14 protein-coding genes and 1 riboswitch are annotated in these 13,597 nt (G+C 72.1%); of the genes, 8 read left to right on the top strand and 6 right to left on the bottom strand.

The window, feature by feature from the left end; translation table 11 throughout:
• Nucleotides 1-142 precede the first annotated feature (142 nt).
• Nucleotides 143-538, top strand: coding sequence for a hypothetical protein (locus ACIOGX_RS34695; RefSeq protein WP_356516783.1), 396 nt, complete (start codon nucleotides 143-145; stop codon nucleotides 536-538).
• A gap of 147 nt (nucleotides 539-685) precedes the next feature.
• Here the strand turns inward: ACIOGX_RS34695 and ACIOGX_RS34690 are convergent, their stop codons facing one another.
• Entirely contained in the window at nucleotides 686-1,354 is a 669-nt protein-coding gene (locus ACIOGX_RS34690; protein WP_401918687.1) for a TetR/AcrR family transcriptional regulator, read from the bottom strand.
• A 79-nt stretch (nucleotides 1,355-1,433) separates the two neighbouring features.
• Here ACIOGX_RS34690 and ACIOGX_RS34685 point away from each other — a divergent pair, with 79 nt between their 5' ends.
• Nucleotides 1,434-2,069 carry an NAD(P)-dependent oxidoreductase gene (locus ACIOGX_RS34685; protein WP_401918685.1) on the top strand — a complete coding sequence of 212 codons (636 nt, stop codon included), beginning with the start codon at nucleotides 1,434-1,436 and terminating at the stop codon, nucleotides 2,067-2,069.
• A 280-nt stretch (nucleotides 2,070-2,349) separates the two neighbouring features.
• Here ACIOGX_RS34685 and ACIOGX_RS34680 read toward each other — a convergent pair whose 3' ends face one another.
• Nucleotides 2,350-3,171 carry a CbtA family protein gene (locus tag ACIOGX_RS34680; RefSeq protein ID WP_401918683.1) on the bottom strand — a complete coding sequence of 274 codons (822 nt, stop codon included), beginning with the start codon at nucleotides 3,169-3,171 and terminating at the stop codon, nucleotides 2,350-2,352.
• 21 nt (nucleotides 3,172-3,192) lie between these two features.
• Entirely contained in the window at nucleotides 3,193-3,426 is a 234-nt protein-coding gene (locus ACIOGX_RS34675; RefSeq protein WP_129773254.1) for a CbtB-domain containing protein, read from the bottom strand.
• A gap of 61 nt (nucleotides 3,427-3,487) precedes the next feature.
• A riboswitch (cobalamin riboswitch) is annotated at nucleotides 3,488-3,576 on the bottom strand.
• A 125-nt stretch (nucleotides 3,577-3,701) separates the two neighbouring features.
• On the opposite strand from ACIOGX_RS34675, the gene ACIOGX_RS34670 reads away from it, so the two are divergent.
• On the top strand, nucleotides 3,702-4,460 hold the full coding sequence (locus tag ACIOGX_RS34670) for a histidine phosphatase family protein (protein ID WP_401918681.1): 759 nt from the start codon (nucleotides 3,702-3,704) through the stop codon (nucleotides 4,458-4,460).
• A 147-nt stretch (nucleotides 4,461-4,607) separates the two neighbouring features.
• Nucleotides 4,608-7,418 (top strand): SpoIIE family protein phosphatase, encoded by a 2,811-nt coding sequence (locus tag ACIOGX_RS34665; RefSeq protein ID WP_401768997.1) that lies wholly within the window; start codon nucleotides 4,608-4,610, stop codon nucleotides 7,416-7,418.
• Nucleotides 7,419-7,496: 78 nt separating this feature from the next.
• On the opposite strand, the gene ACIOGX_RS34660 is transcribed toward ACIOGX_RS34665, so the two are convergent.
• Nucleotides 7,497-8,066 carry a TIGR03086 family metal-binding protein gene (locus ACIOGX_RS34660; protein WP_356516794.1) on the bottom strand — a complete coding sequence of 190 codons (570 nt, stop codon included), beginning with the start codon at nucleotides 8,064-8,066 and terminating at the stop codon, nucleotides 7,497-7,499.
• Between the two features lie 62 nt (nucleotides 8,067-8,128).
• Here ACIOGX_RS34660 and ACIOGX_RS34655 point away from each other — a divergent pair, with 62 nt between their 5' ends.
• The 3 genes from ACIOGX_RS34655 to ACIOGX_RS34645 are packed head-to-tail and all read left to right on the top strand — an operon-like array spanning nucleotide 8,129 to nucleotide 10,417.
• A complete protein-coding gene (locus ACIOGX_RS34655; protein WP_401918679.1) occupies nucleotides 8,129-9,085 on the top strand; it encodes a DUF6597 domain-containing transcriptional factor in 957 nt (318 codons plus the stop codon).
• A gap of 1 nt (nucleotide 9,086) precedes the next feature.
• Nucleotides 9,087-9,686, top strand: a complete 600-nt coding sequence (locus ACIOGX_RS34650) for a GNAT family N-acetyltransferase (RefSeq protein ID WP_401918677.1) — start codon at nucleotides 9,087-9,089, stop codon at nucleotides 9,684-9,686.
• The gene (locus tag ACIOGX_RS34645) at nucleotides 9,683-10,417 is read left to right on the top strand and encodes a Mut7-C RNAse domain-containing protein (RefSeq protein WP_384765969.1); all 735 of its coding nucleotides are present in this window, start codon (nucleotides 9,683-9,685) and stop codon (nucleotides 10,415-10,417) included. The genes ACIOGX_RS34650 and ACIOGX_RS34645 overlap by 4 nt, the downstream gene beginning before the upstream one ends.
• Nucleotides 10,418-10,546: 129 nt before the next feature.
• On the opposite strand, the gene ACIOGX_RS34640 is transcribed toward ACIOGX_RS34645, so the two are convergent.
• Nucleotides 10,547-11,116: a hypothetical protein gene (locus tag ACIOGX_RS34640; RefSeq protein ID WP_356516802.1), complete on the bottom strand. Its 570-nt coding sequence runs from the start codon at nucleotides 11,114-11,116 to the stop codon at nucleotides 10,547-10,549.
• Nucleotides 11,117-11,320: 204 nt separating this feature from the next.
• Between ACIOGX_RS34640 and ACIOGX_RS34635 the strand changes: the two genes are divergently transcribed.
• Nucleotides 11,321-12,094 (top strand): SDR family NAD(P)-dependent oxidoreductase, encoded by a 774-nt coding sequence (locus tag ACIOGX_RS34635; RefSeq protein ID WP_356516897.1) that lies wholly within the window; start codon nucleotides 11,321-11,323, stop codon nucleotides 12,092-12,094.
• A 178-nt stretch (nucleotides 12,095-12,272) separates the two neighbouring features.
• Here the strand turns inward: ACIOGX_RS34635 and ACIOGX_RS34630 are convergent, their stop codons facing one another.
• On the bottom strand, nucleotides 12,273-13,466 hold the full coding sequence (locus tag ACIOGX_RS34630) for an RtcB family protein (protein ID WP_383973295.1): 1,194 nt from the start codon (nucleotides 13,464-13,466) through the stop codon (nucleotides 12,273-12,275).
• Nucleotides 13,467-13,597: the final 131 nt, after the last annotated feature.

The raw sequence follows: 13,597 nt of genomic DNA, 5'->3' as shown, positions 1-13,597 counted from the left end.
CTGGGGGAAGACCGAGTCCGCACTCTACTGGCCGCCCTCCGGAAGAGATGCGGGTGACCCATCCGTATGGAACCTTGAGGTGACGGCAATGGCCGCGGACCGGCACCGGCCCGCGGCCCGTCTCCTCACCGAGGGAGCGCCCATGACGGCCAAGAGGGCACTTGCTACCGGATGGACGGTCTTCGCCGCGGTTCTCATGATCTTCGGCGGCGTGATGACGATCCTGGCGGGTATCTCCGCCATCGCCAGGGACGACATCTTCCTCGCGACGAGGAACTACGTGTTCTCGTTCAGTCTCATCGGCTGGGGATGGGTCCATCTCATCATCGGCGCCATCATCTTCATCGCGGGCTGCGCGCTGTTGCGGGGCGCGGTCTGGGCGCGCGTGGTCGGTGTGATCCTGGCGGGGCTCGGCGCGATCTCGAACTTCCTCTGGATCCCGCGCTATCCGCTCTGGGCCCTCGTGCTCCTCGCCGTCGACCTCTTCATCATCTGGGCGCTGTGCGCGGGCGACAGGCGCCGCCCCGAGAGGAGCTGAACCGGAGCTTCCCGGCCGCGCCGCCGGGTCACCCACGTCACGGGCCCGGCAGAGCTTCGCTCACGGGCCCGGCAGAGCTTCCGCTCACGAGCGCGGCAGGGCTTACTCGCGGGTCTCACGGGTCTCACGGGTCCGGTGCATCCGCGCTCACGGGCCCGGTGGGGCGATGCCCGCCAGCAGTGCCCGTACGGTCTCCCGCGCGAAATCCGCCTCGCTCTCCGGACGCAGCGCGCCCTCCGGGGGATCCGGGGCGAAGAACAGGTCCAGGAAGGCCCGGTGGAAGCAGGCGCCGACGAGGAGCAGCGCCGCCGCGTCCGGGTCGATGTCCGGGGAGACCCGGCCCAGCTCCTGTTCCGCCGCGAGATACCCGGCCACGGACCGGCTCACCTCGTGCGGCCCCGAGCCGTCGAGTCCGAGCCGCTTGCGGTGGGCCACGAGCAGGTCGGGGCTGGCGAAGAGGGACGCCGCCATCGGGAACGTACCCCGGTAGAAGAGCACCCCGACCCTGGCCACCTCCTCCAGATGAGCGGCCACCTCCCCCTCGCCCACGCGGCCCGGCAGCCGCGCCAGCGCGTCCGTGAAGCGCGGCGCGCGCTCGTGCAGGACGCTGACGAAGATCTCCTCCTTGTCGCGGAAGTGCTTGTAGAGCGCGGCTTCCGAGCAGCCCGCCTCCCTCGCGATCTCCTTGGTCGTCGTGCGCGTCAGCCCCACCGTGCCCATCAGCCGCGCGGCGGCGTCGAGGATCCGCGAGCGCGTCAGGGCGCCGCCGGTCAGGGGCGGCGCGGCCGGTTCTCGGTTCGTACCCGTACCCGTCATGCCCGTCAGCCTACTTTGACAAGTGGGTGAGCGCTCACCCACTATGGGTGGTAAGCGTTCACTCACCCCTGGAGGGGTTATGAAAATCGCTGTGCTGGGAGCCACGGGCGGCGTCGGACGGCAGCTCGTCCGCCACGCCCTCGCGGACGGACACAAGGTTGCGGCCGCGGTACGGGACCCGGCCAAACTGACGACGGAGCACGAGAGCCTGACGGTCGTACGCGCCGACGCCCTCGACGCGGCCTCCCTGACCGCGGTCGTCGACGGGGCCGACGCGGTGCTGTCGGGGATGGGCCAGGCAGGCCGGCACGACCCGCTCAAGCCCGCGTCGGCCTCGGCACGGGCGGCGACCGAGGCGATGGCCGCGACCGGCGTACGGCGGATCGTCGTGGTGAGCGCGGCGCCGCTGAACCGCTCGGGGGCCGGTCAGCCGTGGCTGGCGCGGCGGGTGCTGCTGCCCGGGATGTGGCTGGCGCTCAAGGAGCTGTACACCGATCTCGAACTGATGGAGACGATCCTGCGCGACAGCGGGCTCGACTGGACGTCGGTACGGCCGCCCCGGCTGACGGACGCCGACGGCAGGGGCACCTACCGGCACGCCGTGGAGGCGGGCCCGGCCGCCAACGCGATCGCCCGCGCGGACGTGGCCCGCGCCATGCTGGACTTCGTCACGGACCGGGAGACGTTCGGACACGCGATCGGCGTCAGCGACTGACGGACAGCCGGGCGGCCGGGCGGGCGGGCGCGCGCGCCGATGACCAGCGCGGCGGCCGACCGGAGCCCGGCGACCGGCGACCGGCGACCGGCGACCGGCGGCGGCCGACCGGAAAGCGGAAACCGGAAGCCCGAAGCCTGAAGCCTGAAGCCTGAAGCCCGAAGCCGCACCAACGACCCACCAACGACCCGGGACCGGCCCGCGCGTCACGCGCGGGCCGGTCCCCGGTTCAGCCGATGACCCGGCCGATGGTTCCGCCGATGACGCCGCGGGCGCCGCTTCAGCCGGCGGTACGCACCGACCTGGCAGCGCCGTCGGCCGCTGCCGCCGCCTCCGCGGCCTGCCTCGGCCGGAGCGCCCTCTCCGCCAGCGCCCCGAAGATCAGCCCGAAGGCCGTCCACAGCAGCGCCTGTACGCCGATCGACGCCAGCCGGAATTCCCAGAGCAGAGCAGCCGGGAAAGAGGCCGGAACGGCGTCGGCGTTGCCGGGCAGGACAAGACAGGCCACCACCACGGCGACGGCGTAACCGCCACCGGCGACGACCGCCGCGTTCCAGTTGCCCAGACGCGGCGCGAGCCGTCGTCCCGCGATGACCGCGACGACGGCCAGCAGGACGCTCAGCAGGATCATCAGGAAGAACAGCGTGGTGCGCTTACCGATGGTGTCCGGGTTGCCGACCGCGGGCGGGGCCGCCGGATACTTCAGGAACGGCACCAGATAGACGGTGACGAAGGCGGCCCCCGCGAGCAGGGCCGCGGTCGCCCTCGGACCGAAGCGGCCGATCCTGCCGAGGCAGCCGGCGAAGACCAGCGAGGCGATACCCCCCAGGGCCACCCCGTACACCAGGACCCCGGTGGCCAGCCCGAAGGTCGACTGCACCGGCCGGCTGACCAGCTCTTCCTCCTCCTCTTCTGCCGCGCCTTGCTGAGGGTCTTCCCCGCCGTGCTGATGCGCGGGCGCGGAACGGGCCTCCTCCTGGGCGATGGAGTCCCGTACCGAGGGCTCACCCGCCACGTAGGCCAGCACGAACGCGCAGAGTCCGGCGAGCAGGCCCGCGATCATGCCGCGGACCAGGAGGTTTCTGACGGTGGACGCGTGCATGTGCGTGATCTCCGTCGGTCGTCAGTGGCAGGGGAAGCCGAGGAGATGACGGCCGTCGTGCACCCACTCGTGCACCTCCGCGCCGGAGAACACCGACGTGGCGCCCTGCTCCGCGCCGACGAAGTACAGCAGCACCAGCATCAGGGTGCCCACGAACACCGCCCACGGCAGCACCGCGCGGAGCGGGAGCGGGGTGACAGCGGTACCGGTGGCACCGGTGGACGTAACGGTCGGGGGCGCTATGGACTGAGCCATGGCACAACCTCCTTGCGGGAACTCGCGTCCCATTCAGTGGAGCTCGAACGACGGCTTCCGGGTCTGACTCACCGGGGCCCCCGCCGCGCGGTACGCGGCCGGCGCCCGGCTTACAGTGGCGCGACCGTGCCGGATTCCCACCGGACTTCCGTTCCGCCGTCGTGATTGCGACGTGAACGTACCGCGATACGGCAGACCGGCCAAGGGGACCTCCCTCCCGGCCCCGGTGCGGCCGACCCGGCCGCACCGAGCCAGAACCAGGCAGCGAGGACCGTATGACCACCCGCCTCATGCTCATCTCACCGGCCATGAACGCGGCCCTGCGCGAGGCCCGCTTCCCGCACACCGATGAGCCGGCCGCGACGGGCACCGGACCGGGCGGCGAAACAATGACCCCACCCGGCGGCGACGAGCTGGACGCCCTCGGGCTGCGGCAGGCCGAGGCCGTACGGGAGCACTTCCCCGCCACCGCCACCGCGTACGTCTCCCTCTCCCCCCGCTGCCGTCGCACCGCCGGGGCCCTCGGCCTGGACGCGCGGACGCTGCCCGCGCTCGCCCCCTGCGCGATGGGCCGCTGGCAGGGCAGGACCCTCGACGAAGTGGCCGCCGCGGAACCGGCCGCGCTGGCCTCCTGGCTCTCGGACCCGGCGTCCGCCCCGCACGGCGGCGAATCCCTGCTGGAGCTGCTCGCCCGCACCGCCCACTGGCTCGACACCCTCGGCGACGGCGACGGCACACCGGCCGACGGCGGCGCAACCGGGAAGAGCACAGACGAGAACGGCACAACCGGGAAGAGCACGGCCGGAAAGAGAACAGGCGAGAACGGCACGCCCGGGAACGGCACGCCCGGGAGCCGCCTCATAGCCGTCGTCGAACCGGACATCGTCCGCGCCTGCGCGGTCCACGCCCTGGGCGCACCCCCCGCGGCCTTCTGGCGTATCGACGTACGCCCCCTCACCGCCACCGAACTCAGCGGGCGGGCCGGCCGCTGGAACCTGCTCAGCGGCCGGCCCCTCCACAGCGCCGCCTCCTGAGACACCCACCGGGCCACGACATCCCGCAAGACCCGGCGCCTCCCGCCGAACATGCCGGGACCCGGCACCCGGGACCCGGGACCCGGCACCGGTCAACGGGCGCACGCCCATTCGCCTTGTGAAGACCGGCGGTGTAGGTATAGGTACATGGCCCGACATATGGGTCGATCCTGGGCTCGGGCCTTGTCTGCCCGCTCCGGCCGGCGCCCACGGAGTCGGCGGCGTGAGCACCCGCGCACGGCAGGCGGGTCGCGACGATGGATCCAGCGCCGGGCCCCGCGGTGGCCGCAGGGGTGGCGTCGTCCGTCATGGCTGAACGTCCGCACGCTCGCCGGACAGGTCTTCATCCTGCAACTGGTGATCGTGCTGCTGCTCATCGGGTCCTCGCTGGTCTCACTCCTCCTGGTGTCCCGGCACGACACCGAACAAGAGGCGCGCAACCGCTGCCTCTCCGTCGCCACCGCGTTCGCGAACTCGCCGGGAATCGCGCCCGCTCTGCGGGCCCCCGACCCCAGCGCGATCCTCCAGCCACGGGCCGAAGCGGTCCGCAAGGCCTCCATGGTCGACTTCGTCGTCGTACTGAACACGAAGGGCATCCGGCTCACGCACCCCAACCCCGCGCGCATCGGGGAGCACTTCATCGGCACCATCGGCCCGTCGCTCAAGGGCCGCACCATCACCGAGACCGTGCCGGGGACCCTCGGCCCCTCCGTGCGGGCGGTGACCCCCGTCAAGGACGCGAACGGAAAGGTGGCCGGCCTCGTGTCGGCCGGGATCACCATCAACAAGGTGAACAGCCTCGCCAACCGCGAGGTCCCGATCGTCCTGGCCGCCGCCGCCGCGTCACTCGCCCTCGCCACCGGTGGCACGGCGCTGGTGAGCGGCCGGCTGCGCCGCCAGACCCACGGGCTGGAGCCCGTCGAGATGGCGCGTATGTACGAGCACCACGACGCGGTCCTGCACGTCGTACGCGAAGGGGTGCTCATCCTCGACGGCGACGGCCGGCTGGTGCTCGCCAACGACGAGGCGCACCGCCTCCTCGATCTGCCCCCGCGACCCGAGGGCCGCGCCGTCACCGATCTCGGCCTGGATCCGCAGATGGCCGATCTGCTGGCCTCGGGACGCGCCGCCAGCGACGAGGTGCTGGCGACCGGAGAGCGGCTGATCGCGGTGAACAACCGCTCCACGGATCGTGACGGAGGCCCGCCGGGCAGCGTGGCCACCCTCCGCGACTCCACCGAGCTGCGCGTGCTCACGGGCCGGGCGGAGGTGGCGCAGAAGCGCCTCAAGCTGCTGTACGACGCGGGCGTGGAGATCGGCACCACCCTCGATGTGACCCGGACCGCCGAGGAGCTGGCGCGGGTGGCGGTCCCGCGGTTCGCGGACTTCGTCACCGTCGACCTGGCGGAGACCATGCTGCGCGGTGAGGACCCCGCGGGGGTCACCGCCGTCTCCGAACTCCGCCGTACGGCGGTGGTCGGTATCCGCGACGACCACCCCCTCTACCCGCTGGGCGAGCGGTTCACGTTCCGCGCGTCCACACCCCAGGCACGAAGCCTGCGGAGCGGGCGCGGAACCGTCGAGCCCGATCTCGGCGTGTCGGCCGGCTGGCAGGCCCAGGACCCCGAGCACACCGCCCGGGTCATGGCGTACGGCATCCACTCCCTCGTCACGAGCCCGCTGCGCGCGCGGGGCGTGCTCCTCGGGGTCGTCAATTTCTGGCGTTCGGAGCGGCCGGAGCCCTTCGAGGACGAGGACGTGTCCCTCGCCGAGGAGCTGGCCAACCACGCGTCGGTCTGTATCGACAACGCACGCCGCTACACCCGCGAGCACAACATGGCGGAGACGCTCCAGCGCAGCCTGCTCCCCCAGGTCCTGCCGGATCAGAACGCCCTCGACGTCGCCTACCGGTATCTGCCCGCGGAGTCGGGGGTGGGCGGCGACTGGTTCGATGTCATCCCGCTGCCCGGCGCCCGCGTGGCCCTGGTGGTGGGTGATGTCGTCGGACACGGCCTGCTCGCGGCGGCGACGATGGGCCGGCTGCGTACGGCGGTCCACAACTTCTCGACGCTCGACCTGCCGCCCGACGAGATCCTCACCCACCTGGACGATCTGATCACCCGCATCGACCATGACGAGGGCATCGCGGGCGGCGGCGCCGTGATCACGGGCGCGACCTGCCTCTACGCGATCTACGATCCGGTCACGCGGCTGTGTTCCATGGCCCGCGCCGGCCATCCGCCGCCCGCGCTGGTCGGCACGGACGGCAGCGTGGAGTTCCTCGATCTGCCGGCCGGGACTCCGCTGGGGCTCGGCGGGCTGCCGTTCGAGACGGTGGAGGTGCGGCTGCCCGAGCACAGCCATCTGGTGCTGTACACCGACGGGCTCATCGAGGACCGCGACCGGGAGATCGACGAAGGACTCCATCTGCTGCGCGCCGCGCTGTCCCATCCGCACCGGGACCCCGAGGAGACCTGCTCCGCGGTGCTGGAAGCACTCCTGCCCAACCGCCCGAGCGACGACATCGCGCTCATCGTCGCCCGGACCCGCGTGCTCGACCCCGACCGGATCGCGGAGTGGGAGGTGCCCTCCCATCCCTCGGAGGTGTCCCGGCTGCGCGCCGCCGTGGCCCGGCAGCTGACGGACTGGGGGCTGGAGGAGGTGGCGTACTCGACCGAGCTGATCCTCAGCGAGCTGATCACCAACGCCATCCGCTACGCCCTCGGCCCGGTCAGGGTGCGGCTCCTCCGCGACCGCACCCTGATCTGCGAGGTCTCCGACTTCAGCAGCACCTCGCCGCACCTCAGGTACGCGAAGGCCACCGACGAGGGGGGCCGGGGCCTGTTCCTCGTCGCGCAGTTCACCGAACGCTGGGGCACCCGCTACACCGCGGAGGGCAAGGTCATCTGGGCCGAGCAGGCGCTGCCGTCGGACGACGGACCCGCCACGGACGGCTGACACTGAGCGCCGGCACGGAGCGCCGATACGGAGAGCCGGCACGGAGCGCCGGCACGCAGCGCTGATGCCGCGCACGGGCTACGAGCGGCTCCAGCCCGGATCCCGTCCCGTCGCGGCCAGCAGCGCCTCGAACGGGCCCGCGTCCTCGGCCACCGCCACGGGCTCCCCGAACACCCCCATCTTCCGCGCCGTCGGAGCCAGCGCCCCGAACTCCGGCCCGAGCATCCCGACGAGCGCCGCGTCCGGCTCGTACGGCTGTCCCGTGGCCCGCGCCAGATCCCACCCGTGCACGGCGAGGTCGCCCACCACCATCGCGCCGACCGTCCTGGCCGGCATCCCCAGCGCCCCTGAGGTGCCCTCCTCGGCGCCGGGCGCGCCCCAGGCCGCGATGAGCCGTACGGTCTCGTCGGCGAACCGGTCGCGCCACGCACCCGTCAGATGCTCGGGGGCGGCGCCGAAGTCGGAGTCCTCCTTGGCGGCCAGTGCCTGGAAGTTCACGATGACCTGGAAGAGATGGTCGACGAGGGCGTGCACGTCGTACTCCGCGCACGGGGTCGGGGCGGTGAGCTGGTCGTCGGTGATGTTCCGGACGACGGTGACGGTACGGTCGGCCGCCACCTCCAGCAGCTTGCTGATCGTGTCGTTCATGGTCGTGATCGTAGGAATCGGCGCCTCCGGCGTCTTGAAGAAACGCGACATAGGATCCGTACATGGCAGGACCGCGGCGTGACACCCGGGGCATCGTCGACGCCCCCGGGCTCTTCGCGCGGGTACGGTTCCGGCGCCGCGAGCCCGCTCCGGCCCTGCGGCCGTATCTGGAGCACTACTGGCTGATCGACTGGGATCTCGAACAGCCCTACGCCTCCCATGTCGTGCCGCACCCCTCGGTCAATGTCGTGTTCCAGCGGTTCGGCCCCGGACCGGACAGCCCGGCCTTCGCCGAGGTCGCGGGCATCGGCCTGGAGCTGTTCACCCAGAAGCTGGAAGGGCGCGGCCGGGTGTGCGGGGTGCAGTTCAGGCCCGGCGGCTTCCGCCCGTTCGCACCGCGGTGGCCCGTGTCGGAGTGGACGGGGCGGCGCGTGCCGATCGCCGAGGCCATGCCGGCGACCGAGGCGGACATCGCGGCGGTGCTCGGCCCGCCGGACGCCACGGAGGACGCGCGGGTGGCCGCGCTCGACGCGTATCTGCTGGGCGTGGGCCCGCGCCGGGACCCGCAGGCGGCGCACGCCATGGCGCTCGCCGACCGGATCCGTACGGACCGTACGATCCGGCGCGTGGCCCCGCTCGCCGAGGCGGAAGGGCTGTCGGTGCGCTCGCTGCAACGGCTCTTCGCCACGTACGTGGGGGTGGGTCCGAAGTGGGTGATCCTGCGCTACCGCATCCACGAGGCCCTGGAGCGCGCGGAGTCCGGAACGAGTGCGGGCGCGGGCGCGGATGCGAGTGCGGGCGCGGGCGCAAGCGCCGAGGCGGACGCGGACGCGGACGTGGACGTGGATTGGGCGGAGCTGGCCGCCGAACTCGGCTACAGCGATCAGGCCCATCTCGTACGGGACTTCACGGCGACGGTCGGGGTCCCGCCGACGGCATACGCCGGACCGCGAGCAGCCGGACGCGGACCGCGAGCAGGCGGACGCCCCGATGTCAGACCCCCGCCCTACAGTGCCTGACATGCCTGACACGCCTGACACACAGAGCGCACCACCGGGAGTACGGCTGGATCCCTGGTCCGAGGGCGATCTCGGCCTGCTCCGCGCCATGAACGCGCCGGAGCTGATGAGCCACCTGGGCGGCCCCGAGACCGACGAACAGCTGCTCACGCGGCACCGGCGGTACGTCGACCTGAGCGCGGACCTGACGGGCCGGGGCCGCATGTTCCGGATCGTGCTGCCGCCGTCCGGCGAGGCCGTCGGCACGATCGGGTTCTGGGAGCAGACCTGGCAGGGACAGCAGGTGTACGAGACGGGCTGGGGGGTGCTCCCCGCCCACCAGGGGCGCGGCATCGCGGCGGCGGCAGCGGCGGCCGTCGTGGCGAAGGCGCGCGCCGAGCACAGGTACCGCTATCTGCACGCCTTCCCGTCCGTCGACAACCGCCCGTCGAACGCGCTGTGCCGCCGGGTGGGGTTCTCCCTCCGGGGCGAGTGCGAGGTCGAGTACCCGAAGGGGCGTCTGATGCGCGCCAACGACTGGCGGCTGGATCTGACGCCGGGCGCCGACGACCGGGAAAGTCCTGGCCCGCCCCCCGCGTCCGGTGGCATCCTGACGACGTGAACGGACCGGAGATCCAGATCGAATTCGCCCCCGGGCTGCGCCTGTTCGTTCCCGCCGAGCGGCGTCATGGACGTACGTCCCTCCTCACCGACGGCGCGTCCACGCTCGGTCACACCGTCGAATCGCTCGGTGTCCCGCTCACCGAGGCCGGAGCGCTGCTCGTGGACGGCCGTGAGGTGCCCGTCTCGCACATCCCCGCCGCGGGCGAATCCGTCGAGGTACGGGCCGTGAGCCGCCCCCAGCGGGTGCCGGGCGCTCCCCTGCGCTTCCTGCTCGACGTCCATCTCGGCACGCTCGCGCGACGGCTGCGGCTGCTCGGCATCGACGCGGCGTACGAGAACGAGGACCTCGGCGATCCCGCCCTGGCCACCCTCTCCGCCACCGAGCGCCGGGTGATGCTGTCCCGGGACCGCGGGCTGCTGCGGCGCCGCGAGCTCTGGGCCGGGGCGTACATCTACAGCGACCGCCCCGAGGACCAGCTCCGGGACGTCCTGGAACGCTTCGCCCCCGCCCTCGCGCCATGGACCCGCTGTACCGCCTGCAACGGCGGCCTGGGCCCGGCCGACAAGGAGTCCGTCCAGGAGCGGCTGGAGCACGGCACCCAGCGTTCGTACGACGTCTTCGCCCAGTGCACGGCCTGCGGCCGGGTGTACTGGCGCGGCGCGCACCACGCGAGGCTCGCGGCGATCGTCGAGGACGCGGTACGGGAATTCGGCGACGCCGCCGCGTAGCTCCCGCGGATCCCGGGGCGGTCAGGCGATTCACGCGGTCAGGCGCTCAGGCGGCTCACGCGGCTCACGCGGCTCACGCGGTCAGGCGGTCAGGCGGTCAGGCGGTCAGGCGGTCAGGCGGTCAGGCGGTCAGAAGGCGTACGGGTCTCCGGTGGCCGGGGCCAGCACCCGGTGCCGGTGGTTCTCGGGGTTCGGGTCGCTCGCGCCGCCGTTCCAGGCGGTGTCGATCTCCACGACCGCCTCGACGGGCCGCCCCGCCGCCTTCAGGTCGAGAACGGTCTCCTGGCTCCGGCCGACCGCCCGCAGCGGCCCCGTACGGCACAGCACCACCCGGTCTCCGCTCCGTACACAGTTCGACGGCAGGCTCTGGCCGGCCGCGAGAGCCACCGAGAAGGTCAGCCGGACGGTCGCGTCCGCGAGCCCGGACGGACCGTGGTTCTCGGACTCGAAGCGGACCGTCAGCTGCTGGCTCCACAGCGACACATGCCCGTGGTGCGAGAGATCGGCCTCCGGCGCGACAGCACCCCGGAAACCAACAGTCCCGGCACCGTCACCAGTCCCGCTCCCGGCACCGGCCCCCGTCTCGGCACCCGCCCCGGCACCGGTCCCGGCCCCGACGTCGGACCCCGCACCCGTCACCGTCACCACTGCCGCGACGACCGACACCGCCACCAGCCACGCCCTGCGCTTGACACCCATGGCGGGAACATACCGATCATCACACCGCGAAGCGGGCCACCCAGAGGCCCGGCGCGCCCCCGGTCACCCACATGACACGCGGTCCGCGACCCCCCTGACAGCACGGAGGTCCGCGCTCCGGACACCACGGGCACGCGCCGACACACCCTGCCTATCCTGGCCGTGTCCGACTCGATCATCGATCACACGCGCGAGGAGTACGTCATGACCGCCGCGGGGACCCCCATCGCCGTCATCACCGGAGCGAGCAGCGGCATCGGCGCCGCCACCGCACGCCAACTCGCGGCCGCCGGCTACCACGTCATCGTCACCGCCCGCCGCAAGGACCGCATCGAGGCGCTCGCCGCCGAACTGACAGCCGCCGGGCAGCACGCCACCGCGTACACCCTCGATGTCACCGACCGCCCGGCCGTCGACGCCTTCGCCGCCGAGCTGGGCCGCTTCCCCTCCGTGAACGTCCTGATCAACAACGCCGGGGGCGCCCTGGGCGCCGACCCGGTGGCCACCGGCGACCCCGTGGACTGGCGCCGGATGTACGAGACGAACGTCCTCGGCACGCTCAACGTCACCCAGGCGCTGCTCCCCGCCCTCACCGCGAGCGGCGACGGCACGGTCCTGGTCGTCTCCTCCACCGCGGGCCACGGCACGTACGAGGGCGGCGCGGGCTATGTCGCGGCCAAGCACGGATCCCACGTCCTCGCCGAGACCCTCCGCCTGGAGATCGTCGGCACGCCGGTCCGGGTGATCGAGATCGCCCCCGGCATGGTCAGGACCGAGGAGTTCGCCACCACCCGCTTCCACGGCGACACCGAGAAGGCCGCGAAGGTCTACGCGGGGGTCGCGGAACCGCTCACGGCCGACGACGTCGCCGACACCATCACCTGGGCGGTCACCCGCCCGAGCCATGTCAACATCGACCTCCTCGTGGTACGCCCCCGCGCCCAGGCGTCCAACTCCAAGGTCCACCGCGAGCTGTGACGGCCCCTGGCCGGTCCAGGGAGATCCGAGCGGTCCGGCCCCCCGGCCGGAGAGCCGAGGGGGGCCGGAGAGCCGGGGGCCGGAGAGCCGGGGGCCGGGGGGCCGGGGGCCGGTCGCCGTTCCGGGAGGCGGGCCCCTGGGCCGTCGGGACGGTCACGGCCGCCCGGGTCCGGGCCGCTCAGCCCTTCACGCAGATGACCTGCTTCAGCTTCGCCACCACCTGCACCAGATCCCGCTGCTGCTCGATGACCTGCTCGATCGGCTTGTACGCGGCGGGGATCTCGTCCACGACACCGGAGTCCTTGCGGCACTCCACGCCCCGCGTCTGCTCCTCCAGGTCCCGCGTCGAGAACCGGCGCTTGGCGGCGTTGCGGCTCATCCTCCGGCCCGCGCCGTGCGAGGCCGAGTTGAACGACGCCTCGTTCCCCAGGCCCTTCACGATGTACGAACCCGTGCCCATGGAGCCCGGGATGATGCCGAAGTCGCCGCTGCCCGCACGGATCGCGCCCTTGCGCGTGACCAGCAGGTCCATGCCCTCGTACCGCTCCTCCGCCACGTAGTTGTGGTGGCAGGAGATGACCGGGTCGAAGGTCACCCGGGCCTTCTTGAACTCCTTGCGGACCACGTCCTGGAAGAGCCCCATCATGATCGCGCGGTTGTACTTCGCGTACTCCTGCGCCCAGAAGAGATCGTTCCGGTACGCCGCCATCTGCGGGGTGTCCGCGATGAAGACGGCCAGGTCCCGGTCGATCAGCCCCTGGTTGTGCGGCAGCCTCTGGGCCTCGCCGATGTGGTGGTCGGCCAGTTCCTTGCCGATGTTCCGCGATCCGGAGTGGAGCATCAGCCAGACCGAATCCGACTCGTCCAGACAGAACTCAATGAAGTGGTTGCCCGAGCCGAGCGTTCCCATCTGCTTCGTGGCGCGTTCCTGACGGAATTTGACCGAATCGGCGACTCCGTCGAACCGCTCCCAGAAATCCGCCCACCCCGCCGTGGCGAACCCGTGCATCCGCCCCGGGTCCACCGCCTCGTCGTGCATGCCGCGCCCCACCGGGATCGCCTGCTCGATCTTGGAGCGCAGCCGGGACAGGTCACCCGGCAGATCGTTCGCCGTCAGGGACGTCTTCACCGCCGACATCCCGCACCCGATGTCCACCCCCACCGCCGCCGGGCAGACCGCACCGTGCATCGCGATCACCGAGCCGACCGTCGCGCCCTTGCCGTAGTGCACGTCCGGCATCACGGCGAGGCCCTTGATCCAGGGCAGGGTGGCGACATTCCGGAGCTGCTGCATGGCGCCCTCCTCGACCGTCGCGGGATCCGCCCACATCCGGATCGGTACCTTCGCACCAGGCATCTCTACATACGACATAACCCCTCAATTCCCCCGAAAGTCCTATAACGCAAAAGCCGGAACCAGGGCCGTCAAAAGAGACGGCCGACCAGCATCGACGGCGTTGCGTGCGATAGACATTGTGTCCATCGACCGTCATACGGCGGCAA

The organism is Streptomyces sp. NPDC088147, assembly GCF_044741565.1.
Taxonomy (GTDB): Bacteria; Actinomycetota; Actinomycetes; order Streptomycetales; family Streptomycetaceae; genus Streptomyces.
Note: the sequence above shows the minus strand (reverse complement) of the source record. Positions and strands in the feature narration are given on the sequence as shown.

Coding starts and splice junctions, on each gene's coding strand:
- ACIOGX_RS34695 (WP_356516783.1), top strand. CDS start 143: ATGACGGCCAAGAGGGCACTTGCTACCGGATGGACGGTCTTCGCCGCG.
- ACIOGX_RS34690 (WP_401918687.1), bottom strand. CDS start 1,354: ATGACGGGTACGGGTACGAACCGAGAACCGGCCGCGCCGCCCCTGACC.
- ACIOGX_RS34685 (WP_401918685.1), top strand. CDS start 1,434: ATGAAAATCGCTGTGCTGGGAGCCACGGGCGGCGTCGGACGGCAGCTC.
- ACIOGX_RS34680 (WP_401918683.1), bottom strand. CDS start 3,171: ATGCACGCGTCCACCGTCAGAAACCTCCTGGTCCGCGGCATGATCGCG.
- ACIOGX_RS34675 (WP_129773254.1), bottom strand. CDS start 3,426: ATGGCTCAGTCCATAGCGCCCCCGACCGTTACGTCCACCGGTGCCACC.
- ACIOGX_RS34670 (WP_401918681.1), top strand. CDS start 3,702: ATGACCACCCGCCTCATGCTCATCTCACCGGCCATGAACGCGGCCCTG.
- ACIOGX_RS34665 (WP_401768997.1), top strand. CDS start 4,608: ATGGCCCGACATATGGGTCGATCCTGGGCTCGGGCCTTGTCTGCCCGC.
- ACIOGX_RS34660 (WP_356516794.1), bottom strand. CDS start 8,066: ATGAACGACACGATCAGCAAGCTGCTGGAGGTGGCGGCCGACCGTACC.
- ACIOGX_RS34655 (WP_401918679.1), top strand. CDS start 8,129: ATGGCAGGACCGCGGCGTGACACCCGGGGCATCGTCGACGCCCCCGGG.
- ACIOGX_RS34650 (WP_401918677.1), top strand. CDS start 9,087: ATGCCTGACACGCCTGACACACAGAGCGCACCACCGGGAGTACGGCTG.
- ACIOGX_RS34640 (WP_356516802.1), bottom strand. CDS start 11,116: ATGGGTGTCAAGCGCAGGGCGTGGCTGGTGGCGGTGTCGGTCGTCGCG.
- ACIOGX_RS34635 (WP_356516897.1), top strand. CDS start 11,321: ATGACCGCCGCGGGGACCCCCATCGCCGTCATCACCGGAGCGAGCAGC.
- ACIOGX_RS34630 (WP_383973295.1), bottom strand. CDS start 13,466: ATGTCGTATGTAGAGATGCCTGGTGCGAAGGTACCGATCCGGATGTGG.